Here is a 20,000-nt window from a genome sequence, read left to right on the forward strand (position 1 = left end):
TAGTAGAGCGCTTTTTACTTCTTTTATTGGACTGATTCAGTTTTTGTTCCTAAAGTAGTGTCAGTAGCATCAGTAGCAATACGACATTTCCGTTACTGACGCTACTTTAGCTATAGAATAGTCCTACCAATTATGCTTTCTCTTTGGCTTCAATACAGGACGTTTCTTTGGCACTTCCTCACCTGTTTCCGTTGATGCTTGTAACGCCTTTGTTCCTTCATTCTTAATAGATATCAATTTGCAATGCCCAGCATGGCGAATATCAAATGTAATCCCGACGTCCAACAAGTTTGACTTAACCTCTGTTAAGCGACTGCTAAGACTATGAGCTGCTTTTGGAAATAACCTAACATGTGTATTTATCTTTTCTCTTTCGGCCACATCTTCTAACTCTTTTAGCAAAGTAGACACTGATCCTGACCAACTAGGTTCATCTTTCATTAACGCAACAACAGCATTAGCAACAGGATGTGAAGAAATCGCTTCTTCATTAGCTTGATTACGGTTATTTTGATAAGCCTGTATGAACCGTTCTCCTCCATACCCTAATACTTCAGCAATCGCGTAACCCCAGCGTGCGAAATCTGCCATACGAGGAAGTTTTTCTAGCTTTACTTTAGGATAGAGCGTCATAGCATCCGATAAAGCCTTTAGTGCTCCACCTACTATACTTGGTTTATCTGCCTCAAACGCTGACCATACCATACTCTCTTCCCTTCGCTCATTTTCTGGAATTCTTTCTAATTCGATAATTGCTGAACGGTCAATTAAATCAGCTTTGGTTACCACAACATTAATACCTGTTAATCCAACACATCTTCGAATATCAAGTAATGTTTCATCGTCATCAGTCCATAATGCACGTTTGCTAAATCCGCCACCAGTTGATGAAATACATAGCAGGTTACTCTTGTCTGGCGATAATCCTTCTAAATTGTCAAAGATCGGCATATAGTTATTGGCTAATGATAGTACTAAATCTTGAATGCTATTTGGCATTGTCAACAAGTCCCTCACTGCTGGATCAACAACTTGTCGTGTCATACGCATGGAGGTTGATTTTGAAGCACCCTTTTCGCCACTTAAAACAAGTACTAAATGAGGAATGTTTGGGATAAAACAAGTAATAACGTAAACAAGGTATAAAAGTTGATCATCTTCTTTTTTAATTCTCACATGATCGAGTAACAATCTAATATCTCCATCAAAATCCGGTTCAACCTGTGCTTTCATATTTTTATTACGAGTAAATAGCGTGGGTGGGTCTGCTAGTACAGTACATTTACCTGGTTCAATGACTACGGCACGCCACCCCTCATTTGTTAGATCATAATAGTATTTTCCATCTTTCTCCGCTACTCGTATGTGCAAGGTGTGTTCCTCTCCTTCAAACGCTGCTTTCATTTCTATAACACCAATTGCTTGGTTCATAGCATCAGGTGTTGGAGGTTTACCTGTTTCATCATAGAATTGCTTCATCAACCACATCTTAAATCTCTTACTTTTAACTTTCCAAACTTCCTTATGATCATTTACTACTAAGGCAGCAAATGCTTCTTGTAATTCATTTTCAAAGAATTCCGCTTTGCTCCCTAATCGAATAAGGGTTTCCGCTTGCGTTTCTTTTTTCTCATCTTCGCGCTCTTTAGATCCACTATCTCCCATAGGATTAGTTGGTTTGCGGACAATTTTTGTTCCTTTTAGCATTAAAAATACCTCCTACTTTTTAGTTAGAATAGAATATTTAAAGTGTCTCTTCTTCAATATCGGCTTACAAATAAGCTCAATCTGCTCTGTAGGAATCGATATCCCACATTTGACCTCTAAAAAATTTGACTCTAATAACAGTCTCCATTTAACATGCAAAACCAACTTAATCATTTCTTTCTGTTTATCAATTGCTTCAATGACATATCCGTCTTGAGAATAACCAAATGTTATATTTTGAATAGTATTATCAAGAAGCCTTAATTGACTGTACACCTTCTTTGCTTTATCAAGTTCATTTTTTGAAAAATGGTATTTCACTCTGTCCACTTCGAACCCTTTAATATTTCCTCTTTGCTTCAGTACCTGAGTTGGAACTTCCACTTGAAATTGCTGTATCATTTTTCAATCCTCCTTTATTAGTAACAACCGTTAATACCCATATTTATTGCCCATTCTTCGTTGTCTGGTAATTGTAGAAGTTCCATGATTTCTACTTTCTTTGAAGCTAATATTGAAAATGAATTTGCGATTCCATCTTCCTCACTGATCACACTATCTTCAGAGTGATCTTCTAGAACATGTGTCTCGAAATTCTCCTGGGCTTCAAACTCTAGTACTGCATGATTAAACGAATAGTCATAACTGTCATTACCATATTTTTCAATTAACTTTGTTAATGCTTTTGGTACACTTTCTAACAGATGTACTGGAATGGACACTTTAAACCCACATGTAAAGTAATACCAAGCGTCTTCTTGTGGATCAAACTCCCCCCTAATAGATATTTCATTTGTTATTTCCTTTGAGCGAGGCGTTTTACGCTCTAATAATGATGTGATACAATTTTTCATGTCTTTCCACTCTCCTCTGATATGTTGAATTAGTTGACTGAGCAACTTATAAATTCATCATACTTGAGAAAGTGTAATTAAATTTTTATCAACCACTACTCTTTTTTTTAGTGGTTGATATACAAAAAAAAGAAGGTCACAATATTCTGTGCCTTCATTCAACCTTTATTTTTAATCTTAAAAGATGGAGAAACTATCTGTCCCATAAATAATTCTGATGCTTGTTGATATTTTTCAGACTGCGTTTGTACTTGTGTATAGAATTTTAAGTAACTTTCATGTAATTCTTCTTCCAATTTTGTACCATCTTTCAAATAGTCTTGAGTTGTCTCCAACTCCTCTAACTCTTCCTGGCATGCTTGAATCATTTGAAGCAGTTGTTTTTTTCTTTTCTCTTTTGCCTCAACAAACTGTTGCTCATACTCCGATTTTGTAAGTCTTTTTTGTTCTTCTTTAAATCGCTTGATCTTTTCTACAGATGTCTGGCTTTTGTATTGATATTTTTTAATATTTTCTATAATGGACTCAATATGATGAACATGGGCATCAGCTAAACCTATAGATTGCTCTAAATACATTTCATACGCCATTCTATATTTCTTTGTGCGAGAGTCGATTTTGGCACCTACTTCTCCACCTATAAAGAGATTAACTAATTCCTCAAATTCGTGATCATCTATCGGTAGTTCTTCCAATGTTTTTATGGCTTCAATTTTATCCTTGAGTAAGAAAGCGATGTACTGGTCCAGTTCTTCTTGTTTCCGGTATTGCCATTTTAATTCTTCTTCGTGCTTAAGTTGTTTTTCTAGTTCCTCCTGTTCTTCTGGGTTATTTTGTTTACTTGGACTATTCACTCCTTTAGTAATCAAATCATCAGTGATTTCGTGATTTCTCGCTTCCACAATTCGAATCCTCTCACTGTTCATGAAGGCTTGATAGATCCAGTCATCTAATTTTTTGTAGATATCAACCATAATATCAGGACGCTCTTTTTGGGTAATTAACTCCATTGCACAAACAAATTCAGCAATCTTTGTTGCTAGATCAGGTAACACTTCCTTTTCCTTTAATGTATTCTGATAACTACGATGAGAGATTATCTCATTCCTTAAATAGTCAGGTAATTGATCCACTTCAGCTAATAAAGAATTAAAGTAATCTTGAAAATCAGCAACTGTTACTTTTTCTAATAGGCGTTTCCTGTAAAAGAATGGATGATGGGCTGTTGCGGAAAATAAAACTTTAAAAAGTTGATACCATTCCCATTTAAATTCAAACTCAGAATGATCGTTTTGTGGGTCTTTTTTAAAATAATTATTTTCATTATCATTAATAGGGTATATTTCAAGAAATCGAGCAAACCTCTTATCAAAAGTGGTTTTTCCTTTGAGTCCTGCATCTTCTAGAAATTCTTTAAGTGAAACATCAATAGTACGTTCTTTATGACCTTTTGCCACTTTTTTCACCTTCCTTGTTACCATTATACTATTTTCTTCCCCAAGTAGCGTCAGGTGTGTAAATACAGTCAAGTGCTCCTTCTGACGCTAGATTAGGAATAGTGATTACAGGTCACAAGGTTTTAACACTCTCTTCCACCTTTTTTATCAATATATGCAAAGGATATACCACACATCGTCAAAATATTAACCAATGAATACTTCTCAAAAAAATATAAGAAGCTGAAGTGTGCATTTGAGTAGTTCATATGCATACTTCAGCTTCTTTGAAATTTAAGATTGCTTTAATAACGCACCCATTCTATAAATTTGAAAACAGTGAGACGTCGATTCAAACTCGCTGGGGTTATTCCCTGACTCCTCAGTAATCCCCCTTAATCCCTATGTCTATAGTAACCATGAACTTATTTTTTATTAATTATATCCCCGCTTACAGTACTTAAAAGTTCTATCTCAGCACCTTCATCATATAGATTTCCGCCAATTTGGCCTCTAATGGAGGCCTTCGAAAATTTCATCAATGTAACGTCTCCTTTCACTGGAGCTTCTAAATCTAATTTAGCACCTGGTAATACAAAAACATTGCCATCAATTTCTCCCATAACCTTTGTATCTACTTCAATAATTACTTCTCCTGTTTGTTTTCCAAAAGAGAGTTTCAAATTTATTCCTCCTTTCCATTGATAATGATTGAAGAAAAATATCTGATATTATTATTAAGTATAACGTCATCATTAATATTGTCATTTATAACAAAGAACTTTGTCTTCATAAGCAAAAAATAATTATTAAATCGTTTTTTCATTTCCTCAAGAATAACTGTCCATCTGTTAATAATACCATTAATTCCCTATTTCGGTGTTTATAAAGAAAAGTATTCAAGCGAATCTCCACTGTCAAAAAGCGTTTCTGCTTGTTACAGAAACGCTCCCGCTAGCTTAGTATAATATTTGACAAAGTTAGTATATATAAATATTGTTTGAATGCGCAGTATCGTTGTACTGTTCAACAAATATCTTGTTATAAATGACAGTTCTTAGTTCAACAACGATTCTCTGTACTTAGAGGGGGACAAACCTGTAATTTCCTTAAATTTCACAGAAAGTTGAGTGCTATCATTATAACCTACCTCTAATGCAATATACGTAATAGACAGTTGCATGTTAATCAGTAATCGCTTAACTTCCTCCACTCGTAATGTATGTAAATATTTTAAAGGAGTTATACCATTGATTGCTTTAAAACTCCGATGTATATAGTGAGGGTTTTTCTGTAAAGATTCTCCTATTTGTTTAGACTAAATTTGTTTCTAAAATGTTCCTGAATATATTTAAGAACTTCTTTTGAAACTTCTTCTTTATACCCTGCCCATTCTTTTAAGTTGGGTTTACACCTAGTACATGGTCTAAACCCTGCTTTGATTGCGTTATCTACATCTTTAAAGATAGATACATGTTTTGGGTTCGGAGTTCTAGATGTACACGATGGACGGCAAAACGTCTTTGTCGTTGAAAGAGCATAGTAAAAATAACCATCATATTTAGTCTCATTATTTTAAATTGCTTCCCATTCTTCTTCATTCAATTTAAACCACCCTCCTTTTCTAAATTGGAAGTCAATATTCATAATGCATATCATTAGCTTTGCATAAACTTTTTCTGGATTTGTCAAGTCTTTCAACGTAGAAATTTAAGGTTTATAGATACAAAAAAACTCCTTATAATTAGGTTTGGTAGTTCTGTCCAAATCCTAAATACAAGGAGCCATCCATGGACAAGAATACCATAAAATCTACAATAAATGAACTACTAAAAGTCATTGATGAACATACTTTTTCCAACCTGATTAACGTAATAGACCTTGATAAATACGTGAAAAAGCTAACAGCCTATAAGTTTCTTCAACTGCTTATCATTTCGCAATTGAAGGAAACGAAAAGCTTAACTCAAATGTCAAAGCAGCTAAAAGATAAGGAAGAACTTCAAGTTCAACTTACATTTGATACGATTAGCACGTCACAGCTTTCAAGGAAATTGGGTGATTTATCCCCAACGTTATTTGAAAAGCTCTTTCATTATCTTGTGTTGAACATTCAGGCGAAGATGAAACAATCACCGATCATTCGTGAGATCGGTCGCTTACACGTGATCGATTCAACAACGATGAGCATGAGTGTTAGACAGTATCCTTGGGCGACTTTTCGTAAAACGAAAGCCGGAATCCGTCTCCATTTACGAGTCGTGGTTACCAAAGAGTTGACCTTGCCTGATAAAGGAATTCTTTTACCAGCTAAGCATGCAGACCGCACTCAAATGGGAGATCTCATTGACATCGATTCAGATGCGATCCACTTGTTTGACCGTGGCTATATCGATTATAAACAGTTTGATCATCTCTGTTTACACGATGTTCGGTTTATCACTCGTTTGAAGAAGAACGCACAGGTTGAAGTGCTATCCGAACAAATTCCACAAGTAGGTTCACCTATTTTGAAAGACCTAGAAGTGTTTCTAGGTAACTCGCAAAATGGGACGAAAATGACCCACACCTTGCGCTTAATCGAGACACAAGATAGTCAAGGAAACGTAGTCATGATCGTCACGAACTGTTTTGACTTGTCTGCCGAAGAAATCGGCGACTTGTATCGCTATCGTTGGAAAATCGAGACCTTTTTCAAGTGGATGAAACAACACCTCACGTTCAAAACGTTCTATGGCAAGAGTGAGAATGCGGTGTGCAATCAAATCTGGGTCGCGCTCATCACGTACTGTTTACAAGTGCTTTTACAAGAGCAGCTGCAGCACAATGGTCCTTTACTCGAGATAAAGAAAACTCTACAGAACCTTCTGTTTAAAGGTTTTGACGCCTTTCTACGTTCCCTTTTCAGACAGCCTACACGCTTTTCAAGAGGTCGCCGAAAACAGAACTGGGAAGAGGAGTTTAGGGTAATTGAGCACCAATTCACTGAAGGTGAGGTGAGCCATCTAGACGATTTGACGTATGATCCGATGTTTAACTAGGAAAAAGCATAAATGTAAAATTGTGGATAAGGACTACCATTTACTTACCTGCTGTCCTTTTTTCACTTGACTTGGATGATTAAAAAACTGAATGTTCAGACTTATTAGAGTGACTAAAAAACAGTGATTTGACATCAATAGAATTTATTTATGCAATGCTACTGAATGCATATATAAAATTAATCATGTACATTAAGAAGCAACGGTATGTTGTGCACATCTACCTTAATTAACTTTAAGGAGTGACTTACAAATGAATATCATGGAAAGATTACAAACAGTTATTATATTATTTGCCGTTGGTTTCGGTTTGCTTCTAGGACAATTTTCCTTTATCGAACAGTACGCAGAAACTTTTATCTTACCATTTCTATTACTCATGCTATATGGACTCTTTTTGATCATTCCGTTAAAAGGATTAAAAGAAGCATTTAAAAAAATAAAATTTCTAAGCACGAGTGTGATCATAAATTTTTTATGGACACCTTTATTAGCATGGGGACTGGGAGCCATTTTTCTAGCAGACCATCCTGCTCTTTGGTTGGGTTTTATCTTGCTATTAGTGACTCCTTGTACCGATTGGTATTTAATATTTACATCGATAGCAAAAGGAAATGTCTCCCTATCAACGTCCGTTTTACCTGTTAATTTATTATTACAGGTCACCTTATTACCAATTTATTTATTTCTCTTTGCAGGAACGATGGGAACCTTTGAAGTAGCAACAGTGACAGAAGTTGTATTATTTTTATTCGTTCCATTTCTATTAGCGAATCTTACACTGTATCTTTTCAAAAAGAAGAAAGGAGTGCTGACGAACAAAGTCATTCCTTTTTTTGCTTCTTCTCAAATTATTTTATTATGTTTAGCTATTACTGCCATGTTTGCATCGCAAGGCTCCTACTTGATAAACAATCTAAACGTTATTTTACTAATGATAGTACCTCTTTTTCTGTTTTTTGTAATCAATTTTATCCTAGCTCAAACAGTAGGAAAGTTGTTTCGTTTCAATTACGAGGATACCGTCAGCTTGAATATGACGATTATTGCTCGAAATTCTCCTATTGCATTAGCAATAGTTTTAACAGCCTTCCCAGATCAAACGCTGATTGCACTTGCTCTCATTATCGGTCCATTAATTGAATTACCTGTATTGGCGATAGTGGCTCAAGGTTTATTAAAAATCAGAAGAGGACAAACCAAGAAACAATAATCTCAAGTCTTATTATTGATAAATAAAGGTAAAGGTTACTAAAAGGTGAAAAAGAACACACCAATTAGGTGAATGGTGTGTTCTTTTTCATATTCTCTGTTATTTCATTTTGTAATAATTTAAACCCTTGAATAAAATCGAGGTAAATAAAAGACTTTAAAAATAGGAGAAATAAAAACAAGAAAGCAGTCAAGTAAATAAAAATACAACAATGCCCTAAGTTATAAATAACGATGGTGAAAATAATAACAGAAATTCATTCACCCTACGTGCCTGATTTTTTGCAATCAAGTATTATCTTGCCCCTTCAAACTCATTACCTCTTTTACCTTTTCGACTATGTACTGAGCATCTTCCCCAACTCCTTGTAAAAGGGCTGAACCACGCTTAGTTTGCCAGCTTAATCCTATAAAATATAATCCTTTAACTGATGTGATCCCCTTTTGGTGTATAGGTTTACTTTGATTGCTAATTACTTCATCAACCTTCACCCACGAATAATCGTTTTGATAACCAGTAGCCCATATAATTGTATCGAAATTAGCTTGTTTTCCATTAATAAAGCTTGCTGTATTTCCCTTAAAATCAATTAACCTTTTCGCAATGACTACCTTTTTTCTTAATTGTTTAAAATTCCCACCTATTATAGGATCATTTTTTTTTAGAAGTTCACCAATCAAAGTATCAGACTTAACCTTATAAATCCCGATTAACTCAAACCACCAAAATATACTTTTACCAAACAGCTGTTGAGGGAGATACCTCATTTTCTTACTAGATGAAAGGGTGACTTGGCATTTATTTGAAAGCTCAGCTGCTATTTGGACTCCTGTGTTTCCAGCTCCAACTATAAGAACTTCACCTGTTGGTATTTGTTTTGGGTTTTTATAATCTACTGCATGTAGCTGGACTATATGAGGATGTACGAAGTGACTTATACTAGGTGTAAACGGTGTATGAAAAGCTCCAGTAGCGATAATCACTTGTTTTGCTTGATAAGTTTTCCCATTTGACATCGTTACTATAAAAATAGATTCCTTTTTCATTAGTCTCTCGATCTTAACATTGTGAGAAATAGGTAATCGAAATTGGTCTGCATAGTCCTGTAAATAATCAGCTATTTCATCTTTTGTAGGATATCCATTTGGATCACCATTTAATGCAAGTCCTGGTAAAGCACTATACCGTCTTGGTGTAAATAGGACTAATGAGTCAAAGCGATTACGCCAAGAATCACCTGTTCTTTCTTGTTCATCTATAATCAAAAATTGTAATTGTTCTTTTTTTAGATAATACCCAACAGCTAAACCTGCTTGCCCTCCACCAATGACAAGAACATCATAAACCATTTCAATGTTCTCCTCTCTAAAAGAGAGATAAGGAAGCTTCCTTATCTCTCTTAATTGTATTATTTATCTTTTACTCGTAACAGCCTTAACCCATTTAATGTAACTAATAAGGTTGCCCCCATATCTGCCAAAATGGCAATCCAAAGAGTAAGCCAACCTGGAATCACTAGAAGTAACGCTACTAATTTAATCCCTAATGAAAAGGTAATGTTTTGCTTAATAATATTCAAAGCTTTCCGACTTAACTTAACTGTATAAGGAAGCTTTGTTAGGTCATCACCCATAAGTGCAACATCGGCGGTTTCTAATGCGGTATCTGTGCCAGCGCCTCCCATTGCAATTCCGACGGTTGAAGCTGCTAGTGCTGGAGCATCATTCACTCCATCTCCTACCATGGCGACATTCCCATACTCGGAGCGTAATCGTTTTATATATTCTAGTTTATCTTCCGGCATCAATTCAGCCTGAACATCGGTTACACCTACATGTTCACCTATTGCGTTAGCTGTTCGCTCATTATCACCTGTAAGCATGATCGTTTTTTTGATTCCTAAGTCATGCAGTTTTTTGATAACTTTCTGACTCGTTTCTCTTACTTCATCCGCTACGGCAATAATTGAAAGAACTTCACTACTTCTTCCCACGATCATTGCGGTTTTCCCTTGTTCTTGAAGTGTTCGAACGTCCTCTTCTACTTTAGATGGGAGATCGCCATTCATCAATTCATTAAATAAGGAAGGACTCCCAATATAGAACTCGGTTTTGTCGACGATCCCTTTAATTCCTTTACCAGTGATCGATGAAAACTTCTCTACAGCAATATCCATATAAGGGATCTTCTCTTGTTCTGCCTTTGTCATAATCGCAGAAGCAAGAGGATGTTGAGAACGATACTCTAGAGCAGCAATGATAGATAATAATTCTTCTTCACCTGTCTGATCCTGATAACGAATAAAATCTGTGACAACTGGTTTACCTTTTGTTAAAGTACCTGTTTTATCAAAGGCTATTGCTTTTAAAGCACCGGCCTCTTCTAGATAAACTCCACCTTTAACTAAAATCCCATTTCTCGCAGCATTTCCAATGGCTGTAACAATCGCTACGGGTGTGGAGATGACGAGTGCACAAGGGCAACCAACAACCAGTACCGCTAAGCCTTGATACACCCATAACTCCCAACTTGCTTGGAACAATAATGGCGGAACAATAGCGACAAGCGCTGCTACCACCATAATAGCCGGTGTATAATATTTAGCAAATTTATCTACAAACGCTTGGGACGGAGCACGCTCACCTTGCGCTTCCTCAACAAGGTGAATAATCTTGGCAATCGTCGTATCATTTACGCGCTTTGTTACCTCTACTTCAAGTAACCCTTCTTCATTCAACGTCCCGGCAAAAATGTCATCATTTACCGACTTTTCAACTGGTACGGACTCTCCAGTTATTGCTGCCTGGTTCACCGCTGAATGGCCTATTCGAACAACGCCATCCATCGCAATTTTTTGCCCAGGTTTCACAATCATGATATCGCCAACTTCTATCTCGTCAACCTTAATCATCATTTCCTGTCCGTCTCTTCTAATTAGCGCTTCTTTGGGAGCAATATCCATTAACGACCGTATGGATTGTCTCGCCTTATCCATCGAGAAACGTTCAAGAGCTTCACTAATCGCAAACAAAATAACGACAATTGCTCCCTCTGTCCACTCGCCAATAATCGCAGCTCCAATCACCGCAACCGTCATCAATGTTTTCATATCAAATTGCAACCGCAATAAATTCTTGAAACCCACTTTAAAGAGCGAAAATCCCCCAATAACAATTGAAGCCATAAATAAGAGAACGGAGAAAACATGACCTTCCCCATAAACGGATTGTGAAACGTATCCAAATATCACAAAAAGAGCAGCTGTAATCACGTTTAAATATTTTAAAACAAACGGTTCTTTTTTCTCTTCATAACCTTCTTGGTCATTCTCGGGAATCACTTTTAAACTTTCAAAGGCTCCGGCTTTTTCTAAATCCTTTATCGTTGTTTCACCGAAAACGGTCACCTTCGAAGCCCCAAAGTTTACTTTAGCATCAACAACACCATCCAGGTGTTTCACGTTCTTTTCGAACGTGGTGGCACAGCCTGCTCAAGTAAATCCCTTTACACGATAAACCGACTTTTCAGGTTCTGTTCCCTTCATTTCTTCAGTCACGTACTTCCACCTCCTTCCCATGAACAACAGCTGTTTGAACAAGCAATTTAACGTGCTCATCGTCTAAAGAGTAAAAGACCAGTTTCCCTTCTTTTCGACTTTTCGCAATTCCTAAATTACGGAGGTGGCGCAAATGATGAGAGACCGTCGCCATTGTTGCACCAATAATATTCGCGACATCACAGACACATAATTCGCCTTCTTGTAATAAGGAATAAGCAATTTTCAATCTAGTTTCATCTGATAAAGCCTTAAAAATACTCGCAACTGGAGCGAGGTTCTCAGCTTCTACAATAGATGAGATCCGCTTTACCTTTTCTTCGTCATAACAAAAAATCTCACATGTATCCTGGTCCTGTTTTACTTTTTGACCCATACCATCACCTTCATTCAAATTATCATTTGATTATAGTCTATGGTTCGTTTTTAGAATTGTCAATATTATATTCAAATGAGTGTTTAATTATTTTTGATTACTTGCTACAATACAATGGGCTTAACAGAATGGAGGGATTAAATGAAAAAAGCATTGCTCTTGTTTATTATCTGTTTTTTACTATTTCCAAATTCAACTTTTGCTCATACAGGCTTAGTTAGCTCCTCCCCCTCTGAAGGAGAAGTGCTAACCGTATCACCTGAAGAAATCGTATTGGAATTTAATACAAAGGTCGAACAGGGAAGTCAGTTTCAAGTAATAAATCCATCTGGTAACGGAGTAGCTGTTACAGGGATAAGTGTTGAAGATAATATGTTATATGGAATGTTTCCACAGGAACTACAAGGTGGAGAGTATCAAATTCTATGGAACATAATCGGGGCAGACGGACATCCAATCGAAGGAGAGATTTCATTCACTGTTGAAAGCGAACAAGAAAAAACCAGTAATGAAGAATCAAATCAAATCATTAATAAAGACGAGCAATCTATGGAGGAAGATCCAGTCGTAGTGGAAATGGAACGAGCAAATACTCCAGCTATAATGTCTACAATTGCTATTATTTTAGCTATCCTTGCAATTGTATCGTTCTTTTACGTGATTAAAAAAGGAAAGATTCAATGATTATCTATTTGATTAGTGAACTGTTGTTATATTTATCTTTTGCCATCTTAGCAGGAACCTTTATTATTGCTATTGTTCCTAATGAAAAAAAACCTACTATTATCATTCATAAGCGTTGGTTGCAATTATCTATTCTTGGAATTGTTTTATTCTCCGCCATGCCTTTGGTACAAATAGTTGATTATCTCTATGAAGGGATTGGATTGTCACTAACGTTAACAAATGTAATCAACAATTTTGAAGTAGGTAGAGCATGGACACTGATTTTACTATTATCTATTTTTTATTACTTGCTAATTTCTATCTTTCCCGTACAGCAAAAAAAATCGTACGCTGTCCTAGCCCTCGTATTCCTATTTATCTTAATTCTAGCAGTAGGCTGGGCGAGCCACGCTGCCTCGCTAACAGAATGGAGTGGCTTTGCTTTTCATACAACACACTTTACAGCAGTAAGTGTCTGGATTGGAGTCCTCTTTATCGTTAGTTGGTTTTCAAAAGACACAAAAAATTGGAATGCGCTTTTAAAGTGGTATTCACCACTTGCAATTGTCTGTTTTATCCTCACAATGATAAGTGGTTTTTATATGATGAGCCTCGTCGTAGATTTGACAGATTATACAAATTCCTGGCTATTAGATTATGGACAAGCTCTGCTAATAAAACACTTATTCATTATTCCGCTTCTTGTTTTTGCCTTTTTTAACGGAATGTGGATGAAACGTAGATTAAATCAAAATCCTCAATTTAATCCAAAGCCATGGGTTAGAGGAGAAAGTTTATTGTTACTTTTTATTTTTTCAGCGACAGCCTTTCTCGGTCAAAGTTCTCCTCCACATGAGATTGAGTCAACCATTAAAACAAATGGAGTCTCATCTCTATTTCAGTTTTTTTATGGAGGAACCGTTGCCGGCGTAAGCCAAGTTCAATTTTCCTTGACCACGTTCAGTTTTGTATTTATGCTACTTGCTGCTATATTTTTATCATTATTAATTTATTCATTTCGTAAGAAGGCGCCAGCAGTCTTTGTATTTTTCATGAGTTTTTTTAGTGTCTTGTCAATTTATTTAAGCTTGATGACAAGCTTTTAACAATGGAGGTAAAGTAAAATGAAAACGTTTGGTGTAGTGACTTTAGCCTCTGTTCTCTTCATTACTGGTTGTGTACAAAATACTGAACCTGTACACGAACATAAAAAACTTGCACAACCAATTTTAGAATATACGGTTGGAAGTGATGATTGGGCAGTTGTTACGTCGGTTACTGACAATCCTGATATCTTAGAAGCGTATCAATTCGCCGTAAGCCACCCAGAGGTCTTGAAATATATGCCTTGTTACTGTGGTTGTTATGAAGAAGATGGTCATATAAGTAATACCCATTGCTTTGTTGAAAAGGTTGAAAATGGAATTGTTACTCTCGATACCATGGGATTTGGCTGAGGAGTTTGTGTCGATATAGCCCGTGCGGCTAAACAAGAATATGAAAAAGGAACTTCTTTAATAGAGATTCGTGACATAATTGATGAAGCCTACAGTGAGATGGGGATCCCCCCTACTCCGACTCCAAGGCCGGAAGCTTAAAAAGTTAAAAACGCATCGTAGCTCAATACGGTGCGTTTAACTTAAACAGTACATAAAGAGGAGTGCTATAAAATGAAACAAAAACGCCGCCTTCTTATTAGATCTACCATCTTATTAATAATAGTTACAGCCTTAGGCTACACGTTTTATCAAAACTTTTTTAGTGATCAAACTGGTATGGTTAAAGTGGGGGAAGAAGCACCTGATTTTATCCTAACAGACTTAAACGGTCAAACAATTCAATTAAGTAATTACCTTGGCAAAGGAGTTTTTTTAAACTTTTGGGGCACTTATTGTCCTCCTTGTGAAAAAGAAATGCCTTACATGGAGAATCAGTATGAACGGTTTAAAGAATTAGGTGTAGAAATAATAGCTGTTGATGTTGGTGAGCCAGAGTTAGTTGTAAGACGCTTTGTTGAACGTCATAACCTTAGTTTCCCCATCCCTATGGACTCGGATAGACGTGTCATTGATCTTTATGGAATTAGACCTTTACCAACAACCTTCTTGATTGATGAAAATGGGATTGTAACACAGCGGATCACTGGAGGCATGACAGAAAAGGACATTATCGACTATTTAAGTAGCATCGTCCCAAAGGATTCCGTCCATAAACTAAAATAACAAGAAAAGGAGTTGATATAACCATGTCCAAAAATTTTTTATTTCTTTCCATTGCATCTCTCGTGGTTTTATCTGCATGCTCTACTGAGGAAAAAACTAGTGATTGCTCTAATACACTTGTGCCAATCGAAATAGATTCTGGTTACGATCTAAGTGAACCTAAACCAAATGAAGAAGTGAACTTTAGTACTACCATCACCCATGAAGGGTTACCTGTTGAAACTGCGAATCAAGTTGAATTTGAAATTTGGGAACATGGTAATAAGGAATATCATCACTTAATAGAAGCACAGAAAGCAGAACCTGGTGTTTACCAACTTGACTGGACTTTTGAGGAAGATGGAGTTTACTACATTTACTATCATATAACGGCTTGTAATCTGCATCGTATGGAAAAAGAAATGGTTATAGTTGGAGACGTTGATGTCGATGCAATTATATCTAACCCAGATACGGTTAATTTAGAAATGGGAAATAAAGAGCATAACAATAAAAAAAGTGATCATTCGAGCCATTAATTATACTCTTAACATTAGAAGTGTTCGTAAATGGAGGTAACCATTTTGGTTACTTTGTTATGGTCAAAATCCTTACTTAATATTAAAAAGTTCAACCACATACTACCGGCTATACAAAAAATTAGCGGATTAATCATGATTTTATTAGGTATTTTACTATTAAACTGGACAATTCCCCTTCTTGCTGCTTATTTAGTAAAAATTGTTCCATTTAGTTTCTAAGTCTAAATACAATTAATTTAGAGTAACTATTTACTAAACTGAAAGAACACACCCAGTTCTAATGGGTGTGTTCTTTCTTTTTGAGTAACTTATGGGACGATCAAAAAACTCTACGTCTATCAGCTTGATAAAACCTTGCATTACATAAGCTTTTCTACTTCTTATTCGTTTTTATAAGTAATAAAAGAACTGAAATAATGGTAAATGCAGTTAGCGCTAGAAAAGGAATGGTTATAAATCCCAGCCAATTTATATACTGAACATTACAAGGAACTCCCTCAGCACACGGCTTTATCGAACCAAATGATGGTATTTTTTGAATAAGATAATGATAGAGTGAAATGACTCCACCATAATAGCGATTGGGAGCACATATCGTTTTATTTTCAAATCATTATAGTAAGCCGCTATTCCCAGCAAAATACTCAATGGGTACATGACAATCCTCTGATACCAGCAAAGCTCACAGGGAACAAACAAGCGAATTTCACTGAAATACAAACTACCTAACGTTGCCACCACTGCGATCAGCCAGGCTATATATAACAAGAGGTTTTGTATACTAATTTCCTTATCCATTAGTTAGACTCCAATTCCTTTTCGATAAGGCTCACTATATGCTCATAATCAAACGGATCTTCAACCATCGTACCATTAATAACAATACTAGGCGTTAATGAGACTTGATATTGCTCAACGAGTTCTTGATCTTTTAATACATCTTCCTTATACGTCTGCTTTATCATATCCTCAGCTAATGTCTCCAAATCAATTTCATTCCCAACAGAAACTGCGATATCTATTAACTTTTCTGGAGTTACCCACACATCATCATGCCTTTGCGCTTCAGGCTGATGAATAAAAATTTCCTTATGAAAATCCCAAAAGGCATCTTTATCCTGATTCCAGACAGATTCACTAGCCATAGCTGCTAAAGCAGACTCTTCGCCATGAAATAATGTATTAATATATGAGAATTTCACCTTACCAGAAGAAATATATTCTTCTTCAATTTTTGGAAATACAGTTTCATTCCAAGCTTTACAGGCCGGACATTTGTAATCACCAAATTCAACAATAGTGACAGGCGCGCTGGCTTCACCCATCGTTGGTTGGTTGTCTATAGGTGGAGAAATATCAAAAGTTATATCCCCATTCTCTACTTGAATTTGATTTTCGGTTATAAAAATGAAAGCCACTACTAAAGCAATAATACCTACGGTTATTAATACGATACTTTTCATTCCTATATTAAAAGATTTACCCAAACCATGTCACTCCTTAACTCTAAAAAACTTATTGAAATTTAGTTTAGCTATCATTTTATTTTAAACTACTTTAGTTTACATATGGTTGACAAATTACGTAACTTTATCACTGATTATAAGGCGTATAATATAAATAAATAATGCAATGCAGTGATAGACGGTTTTCTCTAATTTCTTCCTTGCTACCTCCCAAACAATTCGTGTAATCACTTTTTTTATAATTTTTAGATGTTGTGCATTGGGAAAGCAGAGGACAACTTTTACAAGTTCAGCGTTTGAGTATATTGGCGAGATCCTTCACGCTTTGTAGTCGGATAAATCAATGACTTCCCATAATAATTCTAATTGTTTTTTTTAGACTAGGCCTTAAATGTGGATCAATCTCCTCACGATTATTCACCTATATTCTACTAAGTACACTGAATAATCGGAATAGGAAACAAAAAAAAACAAGCTGTTGAGAAAATTTCTCAACAGCCCGCACATTTCCTTTGTTAATGGATAATGTGTTTTCACTAAAACATCATCACTTATTTAAACCTTCTATAATCACATTAATGTTTGACTCCATCATTTTTAAATAAGTATCCCCATCTGTTCCTTCTTTTCCAAGGGAATCTGTATAAACAGTGCCTACAATTGGTACACCCGTTTCTTGTGATACAGTTTCCATGGTACGACGATCTACACTTGTTTCAACAAAAAGAGATGTAATCCCTTTATCTCGGACTAGATCTATTACATCACGCATTTGTTGAGGAGAGCCTTGATTTTCAGAATTAATCTCCCAAATATATCCTGTCTCTATGCCATAGGCCTCACCAAAATACTTAAAAGCCCCTTCACTTGTAATTAAAAATCGCTTATTTTCATCGATAGTTGCAATTCTCTCAATCGCTTTTTCATGCAGCTCGGTTAGCTCTAGTATATATTGATCAGCATTTTCTACATAGAGATTCTCATTCTCGGGGTCTTCTTTAATTAATGCATCACGTATATTTTTAGTATATTTAATTCCATTACGTAAATCGAGCCAAGCATGTGGATCATTTTCTTCTTCTAACCCTTGAGATTCTAAAAGAATTGGCTCCACTCCTTTACTCACTAGGTAAACGGGTGCTTCCTCATCACCTTTTCCGGCAACTTCAATTAACTTCTTGAACCATCCGTTTCCTTCTTCTAAGTTTAACCCATTATAAAAGACAACATCTGCATCAGTTGTTTTCTTAACATCCTCTGGAAGAGGATCGTATTCGTGTGGGTCTGCGCCAATTGGTGTTAAATTATAAATTTCTACGGCACCTCCTCCGACATTCTTTGTAATATCATAAATGATGGAATAAGTCGTGACGATCTTCAATTTTTCACTCGCACCCTCATCTTGGCCAGTTGGTTTACTTCCACATGCCCCAAGTAAAAACAGTGTAAGAATAGTAGTAATAAATATTAATTTTCTCATATTTCCTCTCCCTTTTACGATGAATATTTTAACTATCTGATTGTATTATCAGTGCTCTCTTTTTTCGAGCACGTATAGAACGCCATAACACCCCTTGCTTCGGTGATAAGAAAAATGCCACGGCAAACAATGTGCTTGCTACAACGACGATCGTTGGTCCAGAAGCTAAATTATACGTAAAGCTAAAATACAGACCAATTATTGAAGCAATAACGCCAAAAATTGCTGCTAGAAAAACCATAAGTCCCAAGTTATTCGTCAAGAGGTAAGCAGTTGCTGCGGGTGTTATTAACATCGCTACAACTAATACAATCCCTACTGTTTGTAATGAAGCAACTGTAGACATTGTTAGAAGGGCCATTAACAGATAATGTATGATTTTATTAGGTAAGCCATAAGCTGCTGACATAGTAGGATCAAAGGTCGTAACAAGTAACTCTTTAAAAAAGAGATAGACAGATAGTAATACAATGACTGTAACAATTAAAGTCATCCACATTTCAGAGGTAGGGACAGCCAAAACATTTCCAAATAAGATATGGTATAAATCTGTACTACTTTGTAAGAGGGTAATGACGATAATACCCACTGCAAAAGCAGCAGTAAACATGATTCCTATCGATGTATCATCTTTAATCCGACTATTTTGACTAATATAGCCAATGGCAATCGCTGTAAGTAAACCAGTCACTACAGCACCATAAAAAATATTGATTCCTAGCATATAAGAAATCGCAACCCCTGGAAGGACTGCATGTGAAATTGCATCCCCCATTAAGGACATCCCTCTTAAAATGATAAAACAACCGATGACTCCACAAACAATCCCTACTAGAACTGACGTAATTAATGCTCTTTGTAAAAACTCATATTGTAAGATTGACTCATAGAAAGTAATTATACTCATGATATTGTCATCCCCATTTCCTCTAAAAAGGATAATTGTCCATGGTAGGCTTTCGAAATTATCTCTGGTCGACATACCTCGTGTACTGATCCATATTTGATTAGTTCCTTATTTAGTAACAACAACTCATCAAAATACGCACCTGCTTTACTTAAATCATGATGGACAATGAAAACGGTTTTTCCTTCATCTCGCTGTTCACGCAAAATGTTAATAATGGTTTCCTCACTTGTTACATCGATCCCAACAAATGGTTCATCAAGAAAAAAAAATTCCGGCTTTTGAGCTAACGCCCTAGCAACGAATACTCGTTGCTGTTGCCCACCTGATAACTCTCCAATTTGACGCTGACTATACTCTTTCATCCCAACTTTTTTTAAACATTCATAGGCCCATTCTCTTTCTCTTTTCTTTGGTCGTTTAAACAAGCCAAGTTTTGGATATGTCCCGATCAAGACTGTATCAATCACTGTAATAGGGAAGTCCCAGTCAATAGTGCTACGTTGAGGGACATAGGCAATTTTCTCCCGCATTTCCTTAATCGATTTACCTGCT

Annotated in this window: 21 protein-coding genes and 2 pseudogenes; 8 read left to right on the forward strand and 15 right to left on the reverse strand. The window is 36.0% G+C overall.

Features of this window, described 5'->3' with window-relative positions; all coding sequences use genetic code 11:
• Nucleotides 1–123: 123 nt before the first annotated feature.
• The 7 genes and pseudogenes from JCM9140_RS13205 to JCM9140_RS25235 form a co-directional block, all read right to left on the reverse strand.
• Nucleotides 124–1,707: an AICE element replication initiation protein gene (locus tag JCM9140_RS13205; protein ID WP_052002254.1), complete on the reverse strand. Its 1,584-nt coding sequence runs from the start codon at nt 1,705–1,707 to the stop codon at nt 124–126.
• A gap of 12 nt (nt 1,708–1,719) precedes the next feature.
• Nucleotides 1,720–2,109 carry a hypothetical protein gene (locus JCM9140_RS13210; RefSeq protein WP_034747222.1) on the reverse strand — a complete coding sequence of 130 codons (390 nt, stop codon included), beginning with the start codon at nt 2,107–2,109 and terminating at the stop codon, nt 1,720–1,722.
• 17 nt (nt 2,110–2,126) lie between these two features.
• Nucleotides 2,127–2,561, reverse strand: a complete 435-nt coding sequence (locus JCM9140_RS13215) for a hypothetical protein (RefSeq protein ID WP_034747225.1) — start codon at nt 2,559–2,561, stop codon at nt 2,127–2,129.
• A gap of 158 nt (nt 2,562–2,719) precedes the next feature.
• The gene (locus JCM9140_RS13220; RefSeq protein WP_156314872.1) at nt 2,720–4,018 is read right to left on the reverse strand and encodes a hypothetical protein; all 1,299 of its coding nucleotides are present in this window, start codon (nt 4,016–4,018) and stop codon (nt 2,720–2,722) included.
• 404 nt (nt 4,019–4,422) lie between these two features.
• The gene (locus JCM9140_RS13225; RefSeq protein ID WP_034747231.1) at nt 4,423–4,680 is read right to left on the reverse strand and encodes a hypothetical protein; all 258 of its coding nucleotides are present in this window, start codon (nt 4,678–4,680) and stop codon (nt 4,423–4,425) included.
• A gap of 374 nt (nt 4,681–5,054) precedes the next feature.
• On the reverse strand, nt 5,055–5,306 hold the full coding sequence (locus tag JCM9140_RS25230; RefSeq protein WP_081727688.1) for a helix-turn-helix transcriptional regulator: 252 nt from the start codon (nt 5,304–5,306) through the stop codon (nt 5,055–5,057).
• Nucleotides 5,303–5,557: pseudogene (locus JCM9140_RS25235) on the reverse strand (Ada metal-binding domain-containing protein); the annotation flags it as partial. The gene JCM9140_RS25230 and the pseudogene JCM9140_RS25235, both read right to left, overlap by 4 nt.
• A gap of 230 nt (nt 5,558–5,787) precedes the next feature.
• Here JCM9140_RS25235 and JCM9140_RS13230 point away from each other — a divergent pair.
• Nucleotides 5,788–7,038 carry an IS4 family transposase gene (locus JCM9140_RS13230; RefSeq protein WP_034747233.1) on the forward strand — a complete coding sequence of 417 codons (1,251 nt, stop codon included), beginning with the start codon at nt 5,788–5,790 and terminating at the stop codon, nt 7,036–7,038.
• Nucleotides 7,039–7,291: 253 nt separating this feature from the next.
• Complete coding sequence (locus JCM9140_RS13235) at nt 7,292–8,251, forward strand: arsenic resistance protein (protein WP_034747235.1); 960 nt, start codon at nt 7,292–7,294, stop codon at nt 8,249–8,251.
• 287 nt (nt 8,252–8,538) lie between these two features.
• Here the strand turns inward: JCM9140_RS13235 and JCM9140_RS13240 are convergent, their stop codons facing one another.
• The 3 genes from JCM9140_RS13240 to JCM9140_RS13250 are packed head-to-tail and all read right to left on the reverse strand — an operon-like array spanning nt 8,539 to nt 12,183.
• Nucleotides 8,539–9,600, reverse strand: coding sequence for a flavin-containing monooxygenase (locus tag JCM9140_RS13240; RefSeq protein ID WP_235715344.1), 1,062 nt, complete (start codon nt 9,598–9,600; stop codon nt 8,539–8,541).
• A gap of 59 nt (nt 9,601–9,659) precedes the next feature.
• On the reverse strand, nt 9,660–11,795 hold the full coding sequence (locus JCM9140_RS13245; protein WP_235715345.1) for a heavy metal translocating P-type ATPase: 2,136 nt from the start codon (nt 11,793–11,795) through the stop codon (nt 9,660–9,662).
• 4 nt (nt 11,796–11,799) lie between these two features.
• Nucleotides 11,800–12,183 carry an ArsR/SmtB family transcription factor gene (locus JCM9140_RS13250; protein ID WP_034747236.1) on the reverse strand — a complete coding sequence of 128 codons (384 nt, stop codon included), beginning with the start codon at nt 12,181–12,183 and terminating at the stop codon, nt 11,800–11,802.
• Between the two features lie 141 nt (nt 12,184–12,324).
• On the opposite strand from JCM9140_RS13250, the gene JCM9140_RS13255 reads away from it, so the two are divergent.
• The 6 genes from JCM9140_RS13255 to JCM9140_RS23805 all read left to right on the forward strand — a co-directional run bounded on the left by JCM9140_RS13255 (nt 12,325) and on the right by JCM9140_RS23805 (nt 15,811).
• Nucleotides 12,325–12,867, forward strand: a complete 543-nt coding sequence (locus JCM9140_RS13255) for a copper resistance CopC family protein (RefSeq protein WP_034747238.1) — start codon at nt 12,325–12,327, stop codon at nt 12,865–12,867.
• Nucleotides 12,864–13,955, forward strand: a complete 1,092-nt coding sequence (locus JCM9140_RS13260) for a CopD family protein (protein WP_034747242.1) — start codon at nt 12,864–12,866, stop codon at nt 13,953–13,955. Before JCM9140_RS13255 ends, JCM9140_RS13260 begins: the two co-directional genes overlap by 4 nt.
• Nucleotides 13,956–13,973: 18 nt before the next feature.
• Complete coding sequence (locus JCM9140_RS13265; protein ID WP_276563936.1) at nt 13,974–14,447, forward strand: PCYCGC motif-containing (lipo)protein; 474 nt, start codon at nt 13,974–13,976, stop codon at nt 14,445–14,447.
• Nucleotides 14,448–14,519: 72 nt separating this feature from the next.
• Nucleotides 14,520–15,071 (forward strand): thiol-disulfide oxidoreductase ResA, encoded by a 552-nt coding sequence (gene resA, locus JCM9140_RS13270; RefSeq protein ID WP_034747248.1) that lies wholly within the window; start codon nt 14,520–14,522, stop codon nt 15,069–15,071.
• A 23-nt stretch (nt 15,072–15,094) separates the two neighbouring features.
• The gene (locus tag JCM9140_RS13275; RefSeq protein WP_034747251.1) at nt 15,095–15,589 is read left to right on the forward strand and encodes a FixH family protein; all 495 of its coding nucleotides are present in this window, start codon (nt 15,095–15,097) and stop codon (nt 15,587–15,589) included.
• 45 nt (nt 15,590–15,634) lie between these two features.
• On the forward strand, nt 15,635–15,811 hold the full coding sequence (locus tag JCM9140_RS23805) for a hypothetical protein (RefSeq protein ID WP_156314874.1): 177 nt from the start codon (nt 15,635–15,637) through the stop codon (nt 15,809–15,811).
• 154 nt (nt 15,812–15,965) lie between these two features.
• On the opposite strand, the pseudogene JCM9140_RS13280 reads toward JCM9140_RS23805, so the two are convergent.
• From JCM9140_RS13280 to JCM9140_RS13300, 5 genes and pseudogenes are all read right to left on the reverse strand, one after another.
• Nucleotides 15,966–16,390 (reverse strand): annotated as a pseudogene (locus JCM9140_RS13280) (disulfide oxidoreductase).
• Entirely contained in the window at nt 16,390–17,079 is a 690-nt protein-coding gene (locus tag JCM9140_RS13285; RefSeq protein WP_439644300.1) for a DsbA family protein, read from the reverse strand. The pseudogene JCM9140_RS13280 and the gene JCM9140_RS13285 overlap by 1 nt, the downstream one beginning before the upstream one ends.
• A 526-nt stretch (nt 17,080–17,605) precedes the next feature.
• Nucleotides 17,606–18,538, reverse strand: a complete 933-nt coding sequence (locus JCM9140_RS13290) for a metal ABC transporter substrate-binding protein (protein ID WP_034747255.1) — start codon at nt 18,536–18,538, stop codon at nt 17,606–17,608.
• A 28-nt stretch (nt 18,539–18,566) separates the two neighbouring features.
• Nucleotides 18,567–19,445, reverse strand: coding sequence for a metal ABC transporter permease (locus JCM9140_RS13295; protein ID WP_034747258.1), 879 nt, complete (start codon nt 19,443–19,445; stop codon nt 18,567–18,569).
• Nucleotides 19,442–20,000: metal ABC transporter ATP-binding protein (locus JCM9140_RS13300; RefSeq protein ID WP_034747277.1), on the reverse strand; the 559-nt coding region annotated here is incomplete at its 5' end. The genes JCM9140_RS13300 and JCM9140_RS13295, both read right to left, overlap by 4 nt.

Source organism: Halalkalibacter wakoensis JCM 9140, assembly GCF_000513095.1.
In the GTDB taxonomy this organism is placed as follows: domain Bacteria; phylum Bacillota; class Bacilli; order Bacillales; family Bacillaceae_D; genus Halalkalibacter; species Halalkalibacter wakoensis.